Annotated in this window: 15 protein-coding genes; 5 read left to right on the top strand and 10 right to left on the bottom strand. The window is 71.3% G+C overall.

What is annotated here, in order from left to right; all coding sequences use genetic code 11:
• Positions 1-284 precede the first annotated feature (284 nt).
• Both WMF44_RS14895 and WMF44_RS14890 read left to right on the top strand, forming a co-directional pair.
• On the top strand, positions 285-1,412 hold the full coding sequence (locus tag WMF44_RS14895) for a hypothetical protein (RefSeq protein ID WP_437299782.1): 1,128 nt from the start codon (positions 285-287) through the stop codon (positions 1,410-1,412).
• Between the two features lie 152 nt (positions 1,413-1,564).
• Entirely contained in the window at positions 1,565-3,142 is a 1,578-nt protein-coding gene (locus WMF44_RS14890; protein ID WP_437299781.1) for a hypothetical protein, read from the top strand.
• 12 nt (positions 3,143-3,154) lie between these two features.
• Here WMF44_RS14890 and WMF44_RS14885 read toward each other — a convergent pair whose 3' ends face one another.
• The 5 genes from WMF44_RS14885 to WMF44_RS14865 all read right to left on the bottom strand — a co-directional run bounded on the left by WMF44_RS14885 (position 3,155) and on the right by WMF44_RS14865 (position 9,899).
• Positions 3,155-3,733, bottom strand: a complete 579-nt coding sequence (locus WMF44_RS14885) for a TlpA family protein disulfide reductase (protein ID WP_437299780.1) — start codon at positions 3,731-3,733, stop codon at positions 3,155-3,157.
• A gap of 3 nt (positions 3,734-3,736) precedes the next feature.
• Positions 3,737-6,871, bottom strand: coding sequence for an efflux RND transporter permease subunit (locus WMF44_RS14880; protein ID WP_437299779.1), 3,135 nt, complete (start codon positions 6,869-6,871; stop codon positions 3,737-3,739).
• A gap of 10 nt (positions 6,872-6,881) precedes the next feature.
• Positions 6,882-8,246, bottom strand: a complete 1,365-nt coding sequence (locus tag WMF44_RS14875; protein ID WP_437299778.1) for an efflux RND transporter periplasmic adaptor subunit — start codon at positions 8,244-8,246, stop codon at positions 6,882-6,884.
• A 1-nt stretch (position 8,247) separates the two neighbouring features.
• Positions 8,248-8,577 (bottom strand): hypothetical protein, encoded by a 330-nt coding sequence (locus WMF44_RS14870; RefSeq protein WP_437299777.1) that lies wholly within the window; start codon positions 8,575-8,577, stop codon positions 8,248-8,250.
• Positions 8,578-8,783: 206 nt separating this feature from the next.
• Positions 8,784-9,899: an STAS domain-containing protein gene (locus tag WMF44_RS14865; protein WP_437299776.1), complete on the bottom strand. Its 1,116-nt coding sequence runs from the start codon at positions 9,897-9,899 to the stop codon at positions 8,784-8,786.
• Positions 9,900-10,248: 349 nt separating this feature from the next.
• Between WMF44_RS14865 and WMF44_RS14860 the strand changes: the two genes are divergently transcribed.
• Complete coding sequence (locus WMF44_RS14860) at positions 10,249-11,316, top strand: serine hydrolase domain-containing protein (protein ID WP_437299775.1); 1,068 nt, start codon at positions 10,249-10,251, stop codon at positions 11,314-11,316.
• Here WMF44_RS14860 and WMF44_RS14855 read toward each other — a convergent pair.
• Both WMF44_RS14855 and WMF44_RS14850 read right to left on the bottom strand, forming a co-directional pair.
• Positions 11,300-12,055, bottom strand: a complete 756-nt coding sequence (locus WMF44_RS14855) for a LytR/AlgR family response regulator transcription factor (protein ID WP_437299774.1) — start codon at positions 12,053-12,055, stop codon at positions 11,300-11,302. The genes WMF44_RS14860 and WMF44_RS14855 overlap by 17 nt on opposite strands.
• The gene (locus tag WMF44_RS14850) at positions 12,052-13,086 is read right to left on the bottom strand and encodes a sensor histidine kinase (RefSeq protein ID WP_437299773.1); all 1,035 of its coding nucleotides are present in this window, start codon (positions 13,084-13,086) and stop codon (positions 12,052-12,054) included. The genes WMF44_RS14855 and WMF44_RS14850 overlap by 4 nt, the downstream gene beginning before the upstream one ends.
• Positions 13,087-13,192: 106 nt before the next feature.
• On the opposite strand from WMF44_RS14850, the gene WMF44_RS14845 reads away from it, so the two are divergent.
• Both WMF44_RS14845 and WMF44_RS14840 read left to right on the top strand, forming a co-directional pair.
• Positions 13,193-14,692 carry a 3' terminal RNA ribose 2'-O-methyltransferase Hen1 gene (locus tag WMF44_RS14845; RefSeq protein WP_437299772.1) on the top strand — a complete coding sequence of 500 codons (1,500 nt, stop codon included), beginning with the start codon at positions 13,193-13,195 and terminating at the stop codon, positions 14,690-14,692.
• Positions 14,689-17,256, top strand: a complete 2,568-nt coding sequence (locus WMF44_RS14840) for a polynucleotide kinase-phosphatase (protein WP_437299771.1) — start codon at positions 14,689-14,691, stop codon at positions 17,254-17,256. Before WMF44_RS14845 ends, WMF44_RS14840 begins: the two co-directional genes overlap by 4 nt.
• 395 nt (positions 17,257-17,651) lie before the next feature.
• Here WMF44_RS14840 and WMF44_RS14835 read toward each other — a convergent pair whose 3' ends face one another.
• The 3 genes from WMF44_RS14835 to WMF44_RS14825 all read right to left on the bottom strand — a co-directional run bounded on the left by WMF44_RS14835 (position 17,652) and on the right by WMF44_RS14825 (position 21,414).
• Positions 17,652-19,199: a cellulose binding domain-containing protein gene (locus tag WMF44_RS14835; protein ID WP_437299770.1), complete on the bottom strand. Its 1,548-nt coding sequence runs from the start codon at positions 19,197-19,199 to the stop codon at positions 17,652-17,654.
• 317 nt (positions 19,200-19,516) lie between these two features.
• Positions 19,517-19,771 (bottom strand): hypothetical protein, encoded by a 255-nt coding sequence (locus WMF44_RS14830; RefSeq protein WP_437299769.1) that lies wholly within the window; start codon positions 19,769-19,771, stop codon positions 19,517-19,519.
• 263 nt (positions 19,772-20,034) lie between these two features.
• Positions 20,035-21,414 (bottom strand): MFS transporter, encoded by a 1,380-nt coding sequence (locus WMF44_RS14825; RefSeq protein ID WP_437299768.1) that lies wholly within the window; start codon positions 21,412-21,414, stop codon positions 20,035-20,037.
• Positions 21,415-21,580 lie beyond the last annotated feature (166 nt).

Below are 21,580 nucleotides of genomic sequence, written 5' to 3'. Positions count from 1 at the left end.
GGCGGCGCCTCGACGGCAGGTTGGGACCCAGTCGAGCTTGGAGCTTATGCCCATCGACGCTCCGCCGCGAGAGCGCGCCGCATCGTGGAGGTCCTCCCGGTCCTGGCCCGTCCGGACGGACGCTGCGGGATCGCCGTGGCTCGGCTCCTCGGGTACGCCGCTGGGCCCCGTGCCCGCTCCCCTCCCCTCCTCCCCTCCTCCCCTCCTCCCCTCCCCTGGCCCCTCCCCCTGGCCCGCTGCGATGCGCCTCCACCCCCGCCTGCGATCTGATAGAGCCCTGGCGCGTGCGCTCCCTCACTCTCCTGCTCTGGCTCCTCCTCGCGTCGGCGCCGGCCGCGGCGCGGGCCGACGCGGCGCCGCCCGGCGCGCCCTCACGGAAGGCGGAGGCGGCCGCGTCACGGGTGGTGATCGTCGAGGCCGGCGTGGACGACCCGCTCGTGCTCGAGGCGGCGACGCGGCTGCGGGCCGAGCTCGGCGCGGCGGGGTTCGAGGTGGTGCGCGTCACGCGAGCGCCCGAGAGTGATCTGCGCGCAGGGCTGGAGCGCGCCGCGAAGGAGGCGGACGCGTTCGCGGCCGCGACGATCGTCCGCTCGCGGACGGGCGCGACCGCCGACCTCTGGATCGTCGATCGCGTGACACAGAAGACGGTGGTGCGCGCCGTGGAGGCGGCCGGCGCGGCGGCGCCGTCGGTGATGGCCGTGCGCGCGGTCGAGCTCCTGCAGGCGAGCTTGCTGGAGGCGAGCCTTCAGGAGCCGCACGGGCGCGCCGCGGAGGACGGCGGCGCCGCCGTTCCCGACGACGTGCGGCGGTGGATGGCGCCCGTCCGGCGGCGGGCCGGGATGCCCCCTGCGCCGGAGCGGGCCGGGATGCTCGCGGGCGTGGGCGTGGAGGCCGGCTTCGTGGCGCTCCTGAGCGCGGACGGCGTCGGGCCGGCGCTGGGGCCCGCGCTGCGGCTGTCGTACGGGGTCGGCGCGGACGGCCGCGGCGGCGCGCTGCCCGCGGGGCTCGCGGCGCGGCTGACATTCGCCGGGCCGACGCTCGGGGCCGCGCTCGAGGGCGAGCTCGGCACGGTGTCCGTCCGTCAGGAGATGGCCTTTCTGGAGGCGGTATGGGCGCTGGACACGGGCGGCGCGATCTCGCCTGTGCTCTCGGCCGGTGTGGGCGGAATTCACCTGTTCGTCAGCGGTGATCCCCTGCCGCCGCTGCGGAGCGCGACGGGCGATGTCTTGTCGGTCGCCGCGGCCCTGGGCGGGGGCGCCGGGCTGCGCCTGACCGACCGCGCGACCCTCCTGGTGGATGCACACGCGATCTTCGCAGAGCCCCGCGCCGTCGTGACGCTCGGCGGCGAGCGGCTCGGCACCGCGGGGAGACCGACGTTCGCCGGGTTTCTCGGGCTGCTCGTGCGGCTCTGAGCGGGGCCGCGCCCGGATGGCCCGGCGGGGGGCAGCGAACGCCGGCACAAGGTGGTTTGCCGATGTTGGAGAGGCACCGATTCCGGTACCGTCTGTGAATCAGTCGACGGCGCGCCCGATGGGGGCGCGGCCTCCTGGTTCGGGTGACAGCGATGAGAGTGCGAAGAATTGCGGCGGCTTTGCTCAGCACGGTCGCCTTTTCGACGGGATTTCTCGGCTGCTCTGACGATTCCGAAGACGTCGCGGGAGGCACATCGACGAGCGACGGCGCGGGCGCCGGCAGCAGCGGCGCTGGCGCGGCGGGCCAAGGCGGCTCCGGCGGCGGCGGCTCGGGCGACGGTGGCTCGGGCGACGGCGGCTCCGACGGCAACGACGGCGGCTCCAGCGCCCAGAGCGGCGCCGGAGGCGGAGACGGCGGCTCGGGCGCCGGAGGCGGAGACGGCGGCTCAGGCGAGGCGCGGGGGCTCGGCGCCCGGTGCGAGAAGGACGCGGACTGCGGCCGGCGTGGCCTCTGCTTCACGGAGTCGGGCGACGAGTTCATCGGCGGAGGCCCGGCGGGCGGGTACTGCACGACCACGTGCACGGGAGACAGCGATTGTGAGGGCGAAGGCAGCGCGTGCTTCGACGGCCTCTGCCTCCTCGGCTGTACCCCGGGCGAGCCCCCGCTCGAGACCATCCTCGACGAGCTCGATCCGACGAAGTGCCGCGGCCGCGAGGAGCTGCGCTGCGAGGAGATCGAGGATGTGGCCGTGTGCATGCCGAACTGCGGTTCGGACAGCCAGTGCGGCGGCCGGGTGTGCGATCCCCGCATGAACATCTGCGTCGACAAGCCCACGCAAGGGCTGCCGGCAGGCGCCGCGTGCGCGCTCGGAGCCAACGGCACGGATCCCTGCGCGGCGTGGTGCATCGACATCGGCGCTGACGTCGGCGTGTGCGCCGGTGTGTGTGGGCTCGGCGGGGACGTCGCCAACGAGGACTGCGGAGGGCTGGAGAACGGCGTCTGCATGTATCCGCTGGTAGCCGAGCCCGGGGTGGGTGACCTCGGAATGTGCGCGCCCGCGTGCAACAGCCACAGCGACTGCCTGCTGCCGCACGCCTCGTGTGTGTTCCTCGGCGTGGAGACCAACGGATTCTGCCTCCTCGACGTGACGAAGTGCCCGAGGGGCCAGAGGAACTGCGCGAACGGAGAGATCTGCACCGTGACGCCCGAAGGCCGTTTGTGCCTCGACGAGAATTACCCCCTGGAGGACCCGGGCACAGGCGGTGCGGGTGGTGGTGGCGGCGCCGGTGGAACGGGCGGCGCGGATGGCACCGGCGGCGCCGATGCAACGGGCGGCGCCGATGCCGCGGGTGGTGCAGGCGGCACGAATGGCGCAGGCGGCTCGGATGCCGCAGGTGGCGCGGGCAGCACGAGTGGCGCGGGTGGCGCTGGCGGCACGGATGCCGCAGGCGGCACCAATGGCGCTGGCGGCACGGATGCCGCAGGCGGCGCAGGCAGCACCAATGGCGCTGGCGGCACGGATGCCGCAGGCGGCGCAGGCGGCACCAATGGCGCTGGCGGCACGGATGCCGCAGGCGGCGCAGGCGGCACCAATGGCGCAGGCGGCACGGATGCCGCAGGCGGCGCAGGCGGCTCGAATGGCGCAGGCGGCACCAATGGCGCAGGCGGCACCAATGGCGCAGGCGGCTCCCTCGATGGGTCGTCGGTGTCTGCCGGGGGCGCCGAGTAGCGGGAAGCGCGATCAGGGCGCTGGCCGCTCCTGTCCAAGCAGCAGCGCTGTCGCTTCGGGCGCTCGCCAGTCCCTCGCGCCCGTGAAGCGGAGGGACATCCTGCCGTCCGCGTCCACCAGGAAGGTGTCGGGCAACGTCGAGACCCCGAACCGCTGCTGCACCGCAGGGGATCCAGCCCGCACGACGCCGGGAGGGATCTCGCCCCCGAAGAAGGCGCGCACGACTTCCCAGTTCTCGTCGACGCTCACGGCCACGACCTGGAGCCTCCCGGCCTTCTCCAGCTCCTGGCCGAGCTCCAGCAAGCGCGGGAGCTCGGCGCGGCAGGGGCCGCACCAGGTGGCCCAGAAGTGGAGCAGCACAGGCCGGCCGCGCAAGGCGGCGGCGCGGAGCGAGGTCCCGTCCGGCTGCTCGAAAGCAGCGTCGGGCATGCGCTGGCCCTCGTGGAGCCGCTCGACAGCGAAAGGGCGACCTGGCCGCTCGGCGCTGCGGCGGCGCTCCACGGCCCAGTAGAGCCCCACCGCGAGCGCCTGGACGAGGATCAGGACGCCCGCGGCAGCGGCGATCGCGCGGAGGCGGGAGCGCACACGCATCGCCTACTCCGCGGCGGGCGACAGGGCCGCGCCGGCGCGCCGCGGCGGCTCGGAGGCGCTCGCCTCGCCGGCGGCGTCCGCGCGGAGCCTCCCGCCGACCACGCTGTAGAGCGCCGGCAGGACGAGCAGCGTGAGCAGCGTGGAGGAGATCACGCCGCCGATCACGACGGTCGCGAGCGGGCGCTGGACCTCGGCGCCGACGCCCGTGTTCAGCGCCATCGGCACGAAGCCCAGCGAGGCGACGAGCGCCGTCATGAGGACCGGGCGGAGGCGCCGCTCGGCCGCGAGCTCGATGGCGTCGCGCACCGGCATCCCGGCCGCGGTGAGCTGCCGGATGGTCGAGACGAGCACCATGTCCCCGAGCACCGCGACGCCCGACAGCGCCACGAACCCGACGCCCGCGGAGATGCTGAACGGCAGATCGCGGAGCCAGAGCGCGACGACGCCGCCGATCGCGGCGAACGGGACGCCCGTGAAGACGCGGACCGCGTCCAGGAGCCGCCCGTACGTGAAGTAGAGCAAGAGCAGGATCAGCCCGAGCGCGATGGGCACGACGACGAGCAGGCGCGCCTGCGCCCGCTCGAGGTGCTCGAACTGCCCGCCGAAGCGGACGTAGTAACCGGGCGGGAGCTCGACCTCCCGATCGAGCCTCGCCCTCGCCTCCTCGACGAAGGTGCCCACGTCGCGGCCCCGGACGTTCGCCTGCACGACGATCCGGCGCTTGGCCCACTCGCGGTTGATCGCGGCCGGCCCCTCGGTCGTGCGGATCTTCGCGAGCCGCGCGAGCGGGATGCGCTCCCCGCCGGCCGCGGTGACCAGGATGCGGCCGATGGAGGCGGGGTCCTGCCTGTAGCGATCGTCGATGCGCAGCACCACGGGGAAGCGGCGCTCGCCCTCCTGGAGCTGCCCCACCTCCCGCGCGCCGAGCGCCTCGACGACATCCAGGACGTCGGCGGCCGCGATGCCGTGGCGGGCGATGGCGGCGCGGTCGACCTCGATCTCGAGCACGGGCTGGCCTGTCACCTGCTCGGTCACGACGTCCGCGGCGCCGGGGATCGTCTTGAGGGCGGCCTCGATCTCGCGCGCCTTCCGCTTGAGCGTGTCGAAGTCGTCGCCAAACAGCTTCACCCCGAGATCGGCCCGGATCCCCGCGACCATCTCGTTGACCCGCATCTCGATGGGCTGCGTGTAGATGACGCGCATGCCCGGCATCCCCGCGAGCTCGGACTCCATCGCCTCGACGAGCTCGTCCTGCGTGGCGGCGCGCTTCCACGCCTCCCGCGGCTTGAGCGTGATGAACATGTCGGACAGCTCGAGCCCCATCGGGTCCGTCGCCACCTCCGCGGTGCCCGTGCGCGTCCAGACGCGCTCGATCTCGTCCGGAAACCTGTCGAGGAGGACCCGCTCGAGCCGGGTGCCGTAGCGGATCGACTCGCCCGCCGAGACCCCCGAGAGCCGCACGGTGTTGGCGACGAGGGTGCCCTCACGGAGCCGCGGCACGAACTCGGCGCCGAGCCGCGTCGCGAGGAAGGCCGCGTTGCCGAGGAGCAGCGCGGCCCCGGCGAGCACCGCCCAGCGCCACCTCAGCGCCAGCTGCAGCGCGGGCCGGTAGGCCCGCTTGAGGAGGCGCACGAGCACGTTCTCGCGCTCCTTCACGCGGCGCGGCAGGAGCAGGCTCGCGAGCGCCGGCATGAGCGTGAGCGACAGGATCATCGAGCCGATGAGCGCGAAGATGACGGTGAGCGCCATCGGCCGGAACAGCTTCCCCTCCGCCCCCTCGAGCGCGAGGATCGGCAGGTAGACGATCATGATGATCAGCTCGCCGAACATCGTCGGCTTGCGGACCTCGATCGAGGCGTCGCGCACGACGTCCGTCGTGCTCCGGTCGCTCGCGTCCTCCGAGAGCCGCCGGACCGAGTTCTCGACCATGATCACCGAGCTGTCGACGACGAGGCCGAAGTCGATCGCGCCGAGGCTCATCAGGCTCCCCGCGACGCCCGCGCGCAGCATGAGGTCGAACGCGAAGAGCATCGACAGGGGGATGGCCGAGGCCACGATGAGCCCGGCGCGGAGGTTGCCGAGGAAGGCGAAGAGCACCGCGACGACGAGGAGCGCGCCCTCGAGCAGGTTCTTCTCCACGGTGCCGAGCACCCTGTCGATGAGCTCGGTGCGGTCGTACACGACGGCGACGTCGACCCCTGGCGGCAGGCTCTTCTCGACCTCCGAAAGGCGCGCCTTGAGCCGCGTCGTGACGTCGTGGCTGTTCTCGCCCATCAGCATGAAGCCGAGGCCGAGCACGACCTCGCCCTGGCCATCGGCGGTGACGGCGCCCCGCCGGATCTCGCGCCCCTCGACCACGCGCGCGACGTCGCGCACCCGGATGGGCGCCCCGCCCTTGGCGGCGACCACGATGTCCTCGATGTCGCTCACGCGCGTGGCGATGCCGATGCCCTGGATCAGGCTGGATTCGCCGGCCTGGTCCAGGTTGCCCCCGCCCACGTTGGCGTTGTTGCGCTCCAGGGCCTCGGAGAGGTCGTGGAGCGAGAGCCCCCGCGCGGTGAGCTCCGCCGGGTCGACGAGCACCTGGATCTGCCGCTCATCGCCGCCCCACGCGTTCACCTCGGCCACGCCGCGCACCGAGCGGAGCTGCGGCGCGATGACCCAGTCGTGGACCGTCCGCAGCTCGCTCAGCGACTTGCCCTTGCCCGTGACCACGTAGTGGAACACCTCGCCGAGCCCTGTGGCGACGGGGCCGAGCTCCGGGCGATGGATCCCCGGCGGCAGCGCCACGGTCTGGAGCCGCTCCATGACGACCTGGCGGGCCAGGTAGATGTCCGTGTCGTCCTCGAAGCGGGCGGTGACCTGCGAGAGGCCGAAGCGGGAGAGCGAGCGGACCTCCTCGAGCCTGGGCAGCCCAGAGATCGCCTGCTCGACGGGCGCCGTGATCTGGCGCTCGATCTCGACGGGCGAGAGGGCAGGCGCGACGGTGTTGATCTGCACCTGCACCGGCGTCGTGTCCGGGAAGGCGTCGATCGGCAGGCGGCGGAAGGCGAGGAGGCCCGCCAGGGAGAGGCCGATCGAGGCCAGGATCACGAGGAAACGGTGGCGGAGCGACCACGTGATGACGGCGTTCAGCATGGCCCGCGGCTCAGTCCTCGCCGCAGCAGCCGGCGCCGATGCTCTCCTTGAGGGTCTCGGTCTTGAGCAGGAAGCTCCCTTCGGTCGCGACCTCCTCGCCCGGGCGCACGCCCCTGGTCACCTCGACAAGGTCGCCCTCGGTCGCGCCGACCTCGACCCGCCGCGCCTCGAACTGGTCGTCCGCGAGCCGCACGAACACGAGCTTCACCGTCCTCGCGCGCTGCACCGCGGCGCGGGGCACCACGACCGCCGCGCGGGATGGGGCGAGGATGCGCGCCCTGCCGAACATGTTGGCCCGCAGCGCGCCGCCTGGGTTCGCGAGCGGGACGCGCGCCTTGGCCGTGCGCGAGGCCGGGTCGATGGCGGGCGCCACGTACGTGATCTCCCCTCGGAGCTCGCGCCCCGCGATGCCGTCGACCTCGATGACCACCGGCTGCTTCAGCGAGACGGCGGCAAGCTCGGTCTCGGGCACGTCGAGCTCGGCCCACATGCTCGAGACGTCGACCACCTCGAACAGGGTCTCCTCGACGCCGACGAGCCTGCCCACGGTCGCCTTCCGCTGCGTCACGACGCCTGCGAGCGGGGTCGCGAGCGTATAGCCCCCGCTCCCGCCCGCGCTCGCGCCCACGACGGCCAGGGAGGCCGCGAAGGAGGCGCGCTCGGCGCGGGCGGCGTCGAGCTCCTGCTGCGCGGCGAGGACGCTCCGGCGCGACGAGATCCCCTCCTTTTCGAGCTGCTCCTCGCGCTTCAGGTTCTCCTCGGCGATCTTGAGGCGCGACTGCGCGCCGGCGAGCCGCGAGCGATCCGCCCCCACGCCGGCGCTGTCGATGATCGCGAGCGGCGCGCCCTTCTTGACCTCCGCGCCCACGTCCACGTGCAGCTGCCGGACGACCCCCGCGGCGCGGGCGTTGATCTCCGCCACCTTGAGCGCGTCGTAGACGATCCTGGCGGTCACGGGGATGCCGCCGCCGCCCTGGCGCTCGACGGCCTTCGCGGTGAGGATGCCGGCGAGCCGGGCCGTGTCCCTGGTCTTGAGCTTGACCTTCGTCCCGTCGGCAGGCGCGCCGTCGCTCGCCACGTCGGCCGCCGGCTTGCCTCCGCGCTCGGGGTGGCAGATGGGGCAGATGGACTCCGGGAGCTCGTGCTCCTTGCACCAGTCTCCCTTGGCCTGGAAGACGGGGACGAGCCTCGGGTTGCACTTCGTGCAGAGGGCTTCCAGCACGCCGTGCTCCTTGCACATGGCGCCCTCGACGGCCGGCGCCGCGCTCCGCTTCGCCCCGGCCTTCTCCGCCGCGGAGCTGTCGGTCCCCTTGCCCCCGCAGGCCGGGAGCGCGGCGAGGAGCAGGAGCACCGCGATGCCAGCGCGGCCTGGCACGTCAGCTCCCCTTCGGCGGCCGGACGATCTTCAGATCAGGATTGCACTTGAGGCACTGCGACTCGGGCAGCCCGTGCTCGGCGCACCAGTCCCCCGTCGCCTTGAAGGCCGGGATCAGATCCGCGTTGCAGCGGGTGCACTGCGACTCGGGCACCTGGTGCTCTCCGCACCAGTCCTCGTGGGAGCCGGGTTTCACGTCGGCCGGCGCGTGCGCCGCCTTCGCCTGCTCCGGCTCGGGCGCGGTCTTGCCGGCGCTCGGCGCCTCCTTCGAGCACGACGCAGCGCCGAGGGCGAAGGCGCAGATCAGGACCGAGAGGGAACGAAGCTTCATGGGCCTTTTCTCTTGATTGTTCGCGGCGTCACGCGACGGGAGCGCCTCGGACGCGCGCCATCGCACCGCCACCACCGTTACCGCCGCTGACCCTGGCCGCAAGCGTAGAGCGCGAGCCGGGGACACGTCCGGCCATGGCCCTCCCTGGGCGGACCTCTGGCGGGCAGAGCCATCGCCGGCGGGCGGCGCCCCACCGCCCGCCGTCTTCACACCGCTGCGCGCTTGTCCGAGAGCGACTGGATGCACATGCGCAGCCCCTCCCGGAGGTTCCGCTGCGTGGTCACGGCGGACAGCTCCAGGCCGAGCGACGTGATCAGCGCGGCCACCGCGGGGCGCACGCCGGTGATGACCCCCTTGGCGCCGAGCAGCTCGACCGCGCGGATGATCCGGATCACGTGATCGGCCGTCTCGCCGTCGATGCTGTCCACGCCGGTCATGTCGAGGATCGCATAGCGGGAGCCCGTCCTGACGATGGCGTCGAGCAGCTCCTCGGTGATCACGCCTGCCCTCACGCCGTCGAGCGTGCCGATCAACGGGAGCGTCAGCACGCCGTCCCACACCTGGATGATCGGGGTGGCGAGCGCGCGGAGCTCGTGCTGCTGCCGCTCGATCAACGACAGCTTGTCGCGGAGCTCCTGCTCGGTCCGCTGGAGCTCCTCGGCGATGCGGGCGCGCTCATCGACCTCGCGCTTGAGCTTGTGCAGCGCGATGGCCAGATCCGTCTTCGTCGCCCGCTCCTCGTCGAGCAGGCGCTGCAGCCGGTCCTCCAGGCTGGTCGTGGCGGGGCGCACCGTGAACTCGTCGCAGGCGTCGCCCCGGGCGGCGAACGACGTCTGCTCGACGTCGCACTCCTCCCCGAAGAGCCGGGTGCAGTATCCGGCCAGCTTGCCCGCGATCATGCTGCTGCCCCAGCAGACGTCGAGCTCCTTCTGGTAGACGGACTCCCACCCGTTCACCACGCGGAAGCAAGCCTCCTTCCGCTCCCGGTCCAGGGAGAGCATGTGCCACACGCCCCAGCCCGCCGTGGCCGCGCCGGCGCCGAGCGCCTTGAAGCCCTCCTCGAACGTCGGATAACCGGAGATGTAGTCCCAGTCGTCGTCGATGCTGAGCCGCCCTCCGCTCTCCACGGCGAGGTTGAAGCGCTCGGTCCCCGCCATCCGCTGGAAGCCGGACATCAGCCCAACCACGCTGCTCGGCAGGAACATCGACACCGAGGGGACGCCGGCCCAGCTGCACTGCCCGTTCTCGAGATCCCACTCGACCGCCATTCCCCCGACGACGACGCGGATCTTCTTGTCCAGAAGCTCAGAGCTTGTGCTCATAAATTCCCCGAGTCCACGAGCGCACCCGCCCGCCCGCCGCAGTGTACCGGCTCGACCCGGCGCCCGTCGCCCTCGACGGGCGAGCCACGACTGGCCTCGATCCGGCCAAGACGGCGCTCTGGGGCTCGCGCGGGAGCGCACGTCCGAGACGGCCCCTCGGGGGGTGGGGCCAGAGCCGCGGCGACGGCGCAGGCGGCGGCGAACAGGCCAGAGAACGAGAGCAAAGCGCTGCTCGTCCCGCGGAATCCCCCGCTCGTGGCCGAGGACCTGGCGCTCGTCGGTTCGTCCCTGATCTTCGCGAGCTCGGCTGGCAGTCTGGCGCGGCATGAAACCGATATTGCAATGGCTGATGGCAGCCGGCCTGGTGACGCTGGCTGTCCCACAATTTGCGTGCAGCGGGGAGTCGCCCGCACTCCCCGAGCGGGACGAGCTCCGCGAGGAGCTCGAGCGTCGCCTCTCGGACGCGGCGGCGGCCGGGTTCTCCGGGTCGGTGCTGGTCACGGTCGACGGGGCCGAGGTGCTCGCGAGCGGCTACGGCTTGGCGGATCGAGACAACAACATCCCCAACGTGGCCGGCACGGCGTACGACTTCGGCTCCGTGATGAAGGACCTGACCGCGACGGCCATCTTCAAGCTCGAAGGCGACGGCGCGCTCGCGGTCACCGACTCGCTCGCGACCCTCTTCGATGACGTGCCGGCCGACAAGGCCGAGATCACGCTCGTTCAGATCCTCCAGCACCGCGCCGGGTTCGATGAGTACCATGACACGGAGGGTGACTTCGAGCCGATGACGCGGCTCGAAGCGCGCCAGCGGATCTTCGCGCAGGAGCTGCTGTTCGAGCCGGGGAGCGACGAGGAATACTCGAACTCCGGCTACACGCTGCTCGCCGACGTCGTGGAGACCGTCTCGGGGCGAGCGTTCACGGACTACGTGCGTGACGAGCTCTTCGCTCCCGCCCACATGCGACAGAGCGGGTTCTTCGGTGACCCGATCTGGGAGCAGGTCGACACCGCGATCGGATACGACGCCTCGACGTTCGGTGAGAACGACCCCGCCGGATGGCCGTACACCTGGTCGCTCGTCGGCAATGGCGGGCTTGTGACGACCGTCTCCGACCTCGAGCGCTGGCTGGTCGCCGTCTGGAAGGGGGAGGTGCTCGGTCCGGCCGCATTCGCGTCGTACGAGACGCATTACCTCTCGGGCGGCGCCCACGACCTCGAGGGCAAGACGGTCTACGCCGCGGCCGGCGCCGGGGACTATGGCCTCGGAGGGGTCGCGGTCGACTGCCCGGCGGCGAACACGCGCGTGATCCTCGGGACGAACACGTACGATGTGTTCGACATCGAGGGCTTCGGGATCGAGCTCGGGAAGCTCGTCCTCTCGGCCGAGAGAGGCGAGCTCAGTCGGGCAGAGTGATGCCGACGGTGTTCTCCAGGAGCCGCTGGCGGACCTCGCGCGCGCGATCGCGCGAGACGGGCACGCGGAGACTTGGACCGACCTCGAGGATCAGCTCCCCGTCGAGCCGGCCGAGCCCGCGCACGTACGCCGGGGCGACGAGCCAGTTGCGGTGCACGCGAAGGACACGGTCGCCCAGCGTGGCCCCGAGCGCGTTGAGCGAGAGGTCCACCGAGAACACGCCGTCCACGTGGTGGAGATAGGTGAGCCGCTCCGCCGCCTGAAATGCCAGCATGCCGTCGAGGTCCAGGAAGACCAGGCGGTCGTCTCTTCGCGCGACCAGTCGCGGCTTTCCCGCGCTCGGGGACGGCGCCCGGCGTCGCTCGAGGAGCCGCGCCACACACGTGGTGACGCGGTCGAGCGTGAACGGCTTGAGGAGATAGTCGACCGCGCCCATCTCGAACCCATCGAGCGCGTGGTGCGCCAGAGCGGTGGCGAGCACCACCGCCGGCGGGCTCGCGCGATCCGAGAGGGAGCGGGCGAAGTCGAGGCCCGACGTGTCTCCAGGGCGATCGACGAGCCGGATATCGACGAAGACGGCGTCGATGCCGAGGTCGATGCGATCGAGCGCCTCTCGAGCCGCCTCGACGTTCGTCACCGCGGCGATGTACCCGAAGCTCCCTGTATCGCGCAGCAGCTGGACGAGGAAGTTGCGCGCCGGCCACTCGTCCTCGACGACGAGAGCGGAGAGCTGCTTCATGCGGTCCTCCTGGGCAGCGTGACCTCCAGGCGCGTCCGGCCGGGCCTCGAGTCGATGCGCAGCGACGCGTCGGCCGACTCCAGCGCGACGCGGCGCCGCACCAGCGCGAGCCCCCGCCCCTCCGGCGGGACAGCGCCCAGGTCGAAGCCGGGGCCCTCGTCCTCGACGGCGCAGCGCAGGTGTCCTGCCTCCCCGGTGATCTGCAGGACGACGCGGCCGCGCTCCCGCCGGCGCAGCGCGCCGTGGTGCACCGCGTTCTCCAGCAGGGGCTGGAGCAGCAGCACCGGGAGCACGCAGTCGTCCACCGAGGCGTCGACGTCCCATTCGAAGGCGAGCCGCCCGAAGTGCCGGGACTCCAGGATGCGCGCGAAGCCCCGCAGCCAGCTCACCTCCTCGCGGACCGTGTGATGGGATCGCCGCGATCCCTGCATGATGTCCCGCAGCAGGTCGCCGAGCGTCGCGATCAGGGCGCGAGCCTCGGCCGGCTCTTCGGTCACCAGGCCGGCGATCGTGTTGAGCGTGTTCAGCACGAAGTGAGGCTCGAGCGCGGCGCGGATGTGCGCGAGCTCGACCTCCTGGCGCAGCGCGCGCCGCTCGCTCTCGAGCCTCCGCTCGGCGCCGATCTGTCGAGGCAGCTCGATCAGGAGCGCCCAGAAGCCGAACAAGGCGTCGCCGTCGAAGAAGCCCACGACGGCGGTGGCCACGAGCGGCCGCCGCGGTCCCTCTGGAAACACCTCGGGCAGCGCCGTGGCGACCAGGAAGAAGGAGGTGTTGGCGATGGAGCTGGCGATCCCGGCGGTGAACGCGAGCACGACGAGCTGACGCCAGATCGGCGCGCGCTGCGGTTCGATGCGGCGCGCCACCAGCGTGAGCGCGCCGAGGACCGCGGCGACCCACGCCGCGGTGCCCAGCCCGCGCCAGGGCTCGAAGCTTCCATGGTCGATCCAGTCGAGGAGCCAGAGCACGGCCGTGGTGATCACCACGGCCTCGCCGACGTGGGCCTTTCCCTGGCTTGCGGGCTCCTGCGTCACCCGTTCAAAATTAGCAGCGCCGGGCCCCCGTGTCGGTGAAGCCGCCTCCGCGCGGTCGCGCCGAGCGTGTCGCGCGTCGTCCCTCTCGCGTAGACTCGGGCCCCCGATGCTCCTGACGCTCACCACCACGCACCGGCCGGCGACCGACCTCGGTTACCTGCTCGTCAAGAACCCTGCGAACACGCAGTCGTTCCCGCTGTCGTTCGGCAAGGCGCACGTGTTCTATCCGGAGGCGACCGAGGAGCGGTGCACCGCCGCGCTCCTGCTCGACGTCGACCCCGTGGACCTCGTGCGCGGGCGCGGCGCGGGCGAGCCCGGGACGCTCGCGCAGTACGTGAACGACCGGCCCTACGTCGCCTCGTCGTTCCTCTCCGTGGCGATCGCGCAGGTCTTCGGCTCGGCGCTCGGCGGCAAGTGCCGCGACCGCCCGGAGCTCGCGGACGCGCCGATCCCCCTCTCCGCCACGATCGAGGCCCTGCCGTGCCGCGGCGGAGAGGCGCTGCTCCGGCGGCTCTTCGAGCCGCTCGGCTACGAGATCGCGGCCGAGCGCCTCCCGCTCGACGAGGCGTTCCCGGAGTGGGGCCAGAGCGCCTACCTGCGCGTCTCGCTCGCGAGGACGTGCCGGCTCAGGGAGCTGCTCGCGCACCTCTACGTGCTCGTGCCCGTGCTCGACGACAAGAAGCACTATTACGTGGGCGACGCCGAGGTCGACAACCTCCTCGCCAAGGGCAAGGGGTGGCTCTCGGAGCACCCGGAGCGCGAGGCGATCGCGCTCCGCTACCTGAAGCACAGCCGGCCGCTCTTCCGGGCCGCGCTCGCGCGGCTCGTGGCCGACGACGAGGCGAGCCCCGAGGAGGCCGAGGACGAGAAGGCCGCGCCCGAGGACCGGGGCGAGGCGCGGATCAGCCTCGACGAGGCGCGGCGCGAGGCCGTCGTCGCGGCGCTCCGCCGCGCCGAGGCGAGGAGCGTGCTCGACCTCGGCTGCGGCGAGGGCAAGCTGCTGAAGCGCCTCGTCGACGAGCGCGTCTTCGAGCGCGTCGCGGGCGCGGACGTCTCCGTGCGCAGCCTCGAGATCGCGAAGAACCGGCTGCGCCTCGACGACCTGCCCGACAAGCAGCGGCGGCGCATCCAGCTCTTCCAGGCGTCGGTCACCTACCGCGACGCGCGCTTCTCGGGCTACGACGCCGCGACCCTCGTCGAGGTCATCGAGCACGTGGACCTCTCGCGGCTCGGCGCGCTCACGCGCAGCGTCTTCGAGCACGCGCGGCCGCGCGTCGTCCTCGTGACCACCCCGAACGCCGAGTACAACGCGCTGTTCGAGGGGCTGCCGCGCGGCGCGCTCCGCCACGGCGACCACCGCTTCGAGTGGACGCGCGCCGAGTTCCACGCCTTCTGCGAGGGGGTCGCGGCCGCGCACGGCTACGCCGTCGAGCACCTGCCCATCGGCCCGATGGATCCCTCGCTCGGCGCGCCGACGCAGATGGCGATCTTCACGCGCGAAGGCGGCGCGGGCGGCACGAGCGGCGCGGGCGGCGGAGAGGCCCAGGACGGCGGCGCGGGCAGCGCGGGCAGCGCCCTCGCGCAGGCGACGGAGGTCGCGTCGTGAGCGAGCAGGCCCCCCTCATCGTCCCTTCCCTCTCGCTCGTCGTGCTCGTCGGCGCGTCCGGCTCCGGCAAGAGCACGTTCGCGCGGGCGCACTTCAAGCCGACCGAGATCCTCTCGTCCGATCACTACCGCGGCGTCGTGTCCGACGACGAGAACGATCAGGCCGCCAGCGGGGCCGCCTTCGAGGTCCTGCACTTCATCGCGGGCAAGCGGCTCGCGTCGGGGCGGCTCGCCGTGGTCGACGCGACCAACGTGCAGGCGGACGCGCGCAGGCCGCTCGTCGCGCTCGCGCGCGAGCACCACGTGCTGCCGGTGGCCATCGTGCTCGACATGCCGGAGAAGCTCTGCCACGCGCGCAACGCCGGCCGGCCGGACCGGCAGTTCGGCCCGCACGTCGTACGGGGCCAGAGCCGCGAGCTGCGCCGCTCGCTCAAGGAGCTCCGGCGCGAGGGCTTCCGCTACGTGCACGTGCTCTCCTCGCCCGAGGAGGTCGCGGCGGCCACGATCGAGCGGCAGCGCCTGTGGACCGATCGCCGCGACGAGCGCGGGCCGTTCGACATCATCGGCGACGTCCACGGCTGCTTCGACGAGCTGGTCGAGCTGCTCGAGGCGCTCGGCTACAAGCTGGAGGGGCTGCCGGACGCGCCGCGCGTGTCGCCCCCCGAGGGCCGGCGCGCCATCTTCCTCGGCGACCTCGTGGACCGCGGGCCGCGCTCGCCGGACGTGCTGCGCCTCGCGATGGCGATGGTCGCGTCGGGCGCTGCGCTCTGCGTGCCCGGCAACCACGACGTGAAGCTGCTGAAGAAGCTGCGCGGGCGCGACGTGAAGCCGACGCACGGGCTCGAGCGGACGCTCGAGCAGCTCGAGGCGGAGACGGACGCGTTCAAGGCGAAGGCGGCGGACTTCATCGACGGGCTCGTCAGCCACTACGTGCTCGACGACGGCAACCTCGCTGTCGCGCACGCGGGGGTGAAGGAGGCGTTCCAGGGCCGGGGCTCGGGCGCGGTGCGCGAGTTCTGCCTGTACGGCGAGACGACGGGCGAGACCGACGAGTACGGCCTGCCCGTGCGGTACAACTGGGCCTCGGAGTACCGCGGCAAGGCGATGGTGGTCTACGGCCACACGCCGACGACGGTGGCCGAGTGGGAGAACCGCACGATCTGCATCGACACGGGGTGCGTGTTCGGCGGCGCGCTCACCGCGCTGCGCTACCCGGAGCGCGAGCTCGTCGAGGTCAAGGCGCGCCGCGTGTACTACGAGCCCGCGAAGCCGCTCGCGCCGCTCGCGGGCGAGCCGAAGGCCGAGCCGCGCGGCCAGGCCTACGACGTGCTCGACATCGACGACGTGCGCGGCCGGCGCGCGATCCGGACGCGGGTGCACGGCATGGTGACGATCCGCGAGGAGAACGCGGCGGCGGCGCTCGAGGCGATGAGCCGCTTCGCCGTGGATCCCCGGTGGCTCATCTACCTGCCGCCGACGATGTCGCCGAGCGAGACGGCGAAGGACGGGGGCCTGCTCGAGCACCCGCGCGAGGCGTTCGCGTACTTCCGGCAGAACGGCGTGGGCCGCGTCGTCTGCGAGGAGAAGCACATGGGGTCGCGCGCGGTGCTCACCGTGTGCCGCGACGAGGCCGCGCGGCGGCGGAGGTTCCGCCTCGACGAGGGGCCGCTCGGCGTGTGCACGACGCGCACGGGCAGGCCGTTCTTCTCGGACGAGGCGCGGAGCCGGGAGCTCATCGACCGGGTGCGGGCGGCGATGGATCGGGCGGATCTGTGGGCCGAGCTGCGCACGGACTGGGTCTGCCTCGACGCGGAGCTCCTGCCCTGGTCGGCGAAGGCGCAGGATCTCCTGCGCGGCCAGTACGCCGCCGTGGGCTCGTCGGGCCGCGCGTCGCTCGACGCGGCGGTGCGGGCGCTCACGATGACCGCCGCGCGCGACCAGAGCGCGCGGGAGCTGCTCGAGCGGCACGCGGCCCGGAAGGCGGCGATGGACGGGTACGTGGCGGCCTACCGGCGTTACTGCTGGCCGGTGCGGTCGCTCTCGGACATCCGGCTGGCGCCGTTCCACCTGCTCGCGAGCGAGGGCGCGGTGCACGCGGCGCGGGACCACGGCTTCCACCTGCGGCAGCTCGCGCGGCTCGCCGAGGTCGATCCGGCGTTCTTCGTGGAGACCCCGCATCGCGTGGTCGACCTCTCGGACCCGCAGAGCGAGGCGCAGGCGGTGGCCTTCTGGACGGAGATGGTCGAGCGCGGCGGCGAGGGCATGGTGGTCAAGTCATGGGAGTGGGTGGTCCGCGGCCCGCGCGGGCTCGTCCAGCCGGCGATCAAGTGCCGCGGGCCGGAGTACCTGCGCATCATCTACGGGCCGGAGTACCTGGCGCCGCAGCACCTCGCGCGGCTGCGGAGCCGCAGCGTGTCGTCGAAGCGCGCGCTCGCGCTGCGGGAGTACGCGCTCGGCCTGGAGGCGCTCCACCGCTTCGTGGAGGGGGAGCCGCTCCACCGCGTGCACGAGTGTGTGTTCGGGGTGCTGGCGCTGGAGAGCGAGCCGGTCGATCCGCGGCTGTGACGGGCGGCTGAGCGTCGCCGTGGCCAGACGTCTGGCCGTCCATGGACAGACGTCTGGCCGTCGAGCTAGGCGGCGCCAACCCGCGAGACGCAGCGAGCAATCGAGACTGAGCCCCAGCTCAGCAAGCTAGCAAAGCGCTTACATTCTCTCCTGAAAACGGCGGGACGGGCCGCAAGCAACCCACGCAAGTGCACGTTGGAACCGCAGAGGAGACAGAGCTCTTTTGCGGAAGCTTGTGGGAAGTCCCTACCCTGCCGGCACAATGAAACCGCCAAGGCGCCACGAGACGCCAAGATGATTGTTGTTTTCTTGGCGTCTCGTGGTGTCTTGGCGGTTCAAAAACTCACCGCGCAGGTCGCGGCGGGAGGGGGCCCGCGGGGCGCGGGCCCGCTTCGTCACGGCGACAGCGTCACGGACTTCGCGTCGAGCGCGACCTCGTAGTAGCCGTGCGGATCCCAGCTCAGCGGAACGCCGTTCTGCTTGAGCGTGCCGCCGGTGACCGTCACGCGCAGGTACTTGCCCGGCGGGAAGTTGGCGGGGAGCTGCCACGTGTAGGTCGTCGCGCCGCCTGACGTCGAGGTGGTGGCGGAGGAGACCGCCTTCTGGCCGCGCCAGTAAGCGCCGACGTTGACAACGCTGTCGAGCCACATGTCGCCGAGCGCCTTCGAGTGCTTGACGTGATCGACGAAGGCCTGCAGCCCTATGGGCTGATAAGCGCCGTCGGAGCCGCCGGTGAAGCCGTGCACAAGGACGGTGCGCCACTTCCTGGCGTCCCGCGCGCTCGTGACCTGCTGGTCCAGCACCGTCGTGGAGGCGCCGGTCGGCGGGATGTAGCAGGGCAGCGTGAACGGATCGGTCGAGTCGTTCGGGCCGATGAGGTTGTTGGCCACCCCCCGGTTGATGAGGAAGCGCGTCCTGGCGATGTTCGAGTACACGGACGAGCCGTTCGGAGCCGCCATCGTCCACACCTTGGTGCCGAACCTGCTCTCGATGAACTGCGTCGCGGCGTCCGTATCGGCGCCGCTGTCGTTGCTCGAGTGGCTCTTCGTGTGGTTGCCGAGCTCGTGCCCGTCGCTCAGCGCCCTTTGCCACACCGCATTGGTCGATTCGCTCTTGCCGGTCTGGAGGTAGAAGGTGAACGGAACGTCGAGCGCGTTCAGCGTGTCGTAGTTCTGGATCTGGCTCGAGTTCGAGTCGTCGAACGTGTACGAGACGGCGCCCGTGAAGCCGGCCCAGTTGATGACCCTGAACCCGCCGGCCGCGCCGGACGGCTTCGCCACATTGCTGGGTCCGGGCGGCGTCGGAAGGCCGGAATTGACCACCGGGCCTCCACCGCTGCCGCCGGCGCCTCCGCCGCCCGAGCCCCCGCTGCCGCCCGCGCCGCCTCCGCCAGAGCTGGCCGAGGAGCTGCTGCTGGAGCTGCTCGTAGCGCTGCTAGAGCTGCTCGAAGCGCTGCTGCTGGAGCTCACCGACGTCGAACCTCCGTTCCCGTTGCCGTTGACCGATGTGATCGAGGGCTTCCCTGTGCCGTTCGCGCAGAACCCCCAGGTCGTCGACGCTCCGGCTCCCGTCGACGCTCCTGCGCCCGTCGACGCTCCTGCTGCCAGCGAGCCGTTGTAGCTCTCGTTGGTGGCGTTCAGCTGCCCGTTCGACTGCGTGATCCGCGCGTTCCACGAGTTGGCCAGCGTCGCTCCGTTGAGCCCGATCGAGAGGCCCCAGGACGTGCTCGGCCTGGAGCTCGTGTTCTTCACGGTCACGTTCGCGCAGTACCCCGTCGGCCACTGCGACTGGTACGACAGCTCCGCAGACATCGTCGAGTCCGGGCTGAGCAGCTCGCCCTCCAGAGACAGGATCTCTTCTTCGTCCGGAGACGCGGCGATGCAGGCAGCAAGGCAGCAAGCGACCGAAACCGAGCCGAAGCTCAGCAAGCTAGCAAAGCGCATGATTTTTCTCCCGAAAGCGGCCGAAAGGCCGCAAGCAAGTTCCGTAAGATGCCACGCCGACGCGCCGCGCGCAAAGCATATGACACGGCGCGCTCAACCTACCTTTGTCGTGGCCCGTTTCATGGTCCCCCAGATTCCAGCTTCCGGTTTCCCATTCACGACGCCCGACCAGCGACCCTTCGATCACACCACGCACCGAGTCAAGAACAACCGCTCTCTCAGGCCCGCGACGAATCAATACCATGTTGTGGTTCAATGTAACGAAGCAGCATGGGGCACACCGGCGAGCCCACGGCCATCAGTGGCAACAAAACTATTCATCGACGCGATTTGCCGACATCGCGTCTCCCATGGACGCCCGGGCTCCATGAAGAGAAGTTATTTGAACCACAGGTGCAGATGGCCGTGTTGAACGGCTCGGCGGTCTCGCCCCCGTTCGCCATCATCGTCGGGAGGTTCCACGGGTCCGAGTTGTCGTTCGGGCCGACCGTCCCGCCCTGGACGCCGCGGTTCAGGAAGAACCGCGACTTCGCCGGCTCGTTCCAGCCCGCGTCGCCGAGGGGAGAGGCCATCGTCCAGACGTCGCTCTGCCCCTCATTGTATTGGCATTTTCGAGCAGAAAAAAAGTTGAACAGGGAGGCGGGGAGACGGGGAGGTTGGTGGGATTTCACTCCCCTCCTCCCCGCCTCCCTGTTCAATTTTCCGGAAATTCGAGGGAGGTTTCAGTTCTACGGGCTCATTTGCCTGACGGCTGAGCCCGTATCCCGCGGATCTGCGAGGAGCGGGAGGCGGCGGACGGCGCGCGAGCAGCGCTCCGTCCGCCGGGAGATCGCCGTCAAGCCGCGCGATCGAGCTCGTCCCAGAGGCGCACGTCGCTGCGCTCTTTCAGGAAGATCCCGCCGACGACGACGGTGATGAGCGCCACCGCGATCGGGTAGAGGAGCCCCGCGTAGATGTTGCCCGTCGCGACCGTCACCGACGAGGCGATGAGCGGCAAGAGCCCGCCGAACACGCCGTTGCCGACGTGGTACGGGATCGAGAGCGACGTGTAACGCACCTTCGCAGGGAAGGCCTCGACGAGGTAGGCCGCGATCGGGCCGTAGACCATCGTGACGAACAGCACGAGCACGAACACGAGCGCGGTGAGCACGACCGGGTTGTCCGCGTTCTGCTTCATCGCCCAGAACACGGGGAAGAAGCCGATCGCGCCGCACAGGTTGCCCGCGAGCATGATCTTCTTCCGGCCGATGCGATCGGAGAGCGCGCCGAAGAACACGAAGAACGGCATGCCGAGGGCGAGCGCGGTGGCGATCACGATCGTGGCCGTGATGAACGGGACCTTGAGCGTGTTCTGCAGGAAGTAGAGGGCATAGAACTGCCCCGTGTACCAGACCACGCCCTGGCCGGCCGTGGCGCCGAAGAGGGCGATCAGGATGACCTTCCAGTTGCGCTTGTTGCCGAGGCTGTCCTTGATGGGAGCGGTCGACGTCTTCCCCTCGGCCTTGAGCTTGCTGAAGATCGGCGACTCCTTGAGGCGGGAACGCACGTAGAAGGACACGCCGACGAGGAGGACCGACAGGAGGAACGGGATGCGCCAGCCCCAGTCCTTGAAGGCCTCCTCGCCCACGAGGAGGCGGGTGCTGAGGATGACCGCCAGCGAGACGAACAGACCGAGCGTCGCCGTGATCTGGATGAACGAGGTGTAGAAGCCGCGCTTCTCGTCGGGTGAGTGCTCGGCGACGTACACCGCCGCGCCGCCGTACTCGCCGCCGAGCGCGAGGCCCTGGACGAGGCGGATCAGGACGAGCGCGATCGGGGCGAGGAGCCCGATCTTCTCGTACGTCGGCAAGAAGCCGATGAGCGCCGTCGCGCCGCCCATGAGCAGCAGGGTCACGAGGAACGCGTACTTCCGACCAACGATATCGCCGATGCGCCCGAACACGAGCGCGCCGAACGGGCGGACGACGAAGCCTGTGGCGAACGTGCCGAGCGTCAAGAGGAAGCTCGCCGTCGGGTTGTCCTTCGGGAAGAAGTGGGTCGAGATGATCGCGGCGAGACTCCCGAAGATATAGAAGTCGTACCACTCGATCATCGTACCGCCAGCGGACGCGAAGATGACCTTCCAGAGCGTGGAGCTGCTGACCACCTCACGCTCGGCCGCGGGGGCCGGGGTCGTGGGCGTCACGGCGAAGGTTTGGGGAGACGTCTGTGCCATGAGAACGGTTCCTCGGAGGAGTTCCAGCGCTCGTCGAGAGGGCCGGAGACGGGCTTGGAGGCGCGCCGAGCGGAAAGAGGCAGCCAGGGTGTTCTTCATGGCTCCTCCTCCCCCGCACGCGAGGGAGGAGGAGGGGCCGGGCAGCGCGTGGGTCGATGCCCTGTCA

The organism is Sorangium sp. So ce426 (genome assembly GCF_051475585.1).
Classification (GTDB): Bacteria; Myxococcota_A; Polyangia; order Polyangiales; family Polyangiaceae; genus Sorangium; species Sorangium cellulosum_B.
This window is presented reverse-complemented; position numbering and strand designations above follow the sequence as displayed.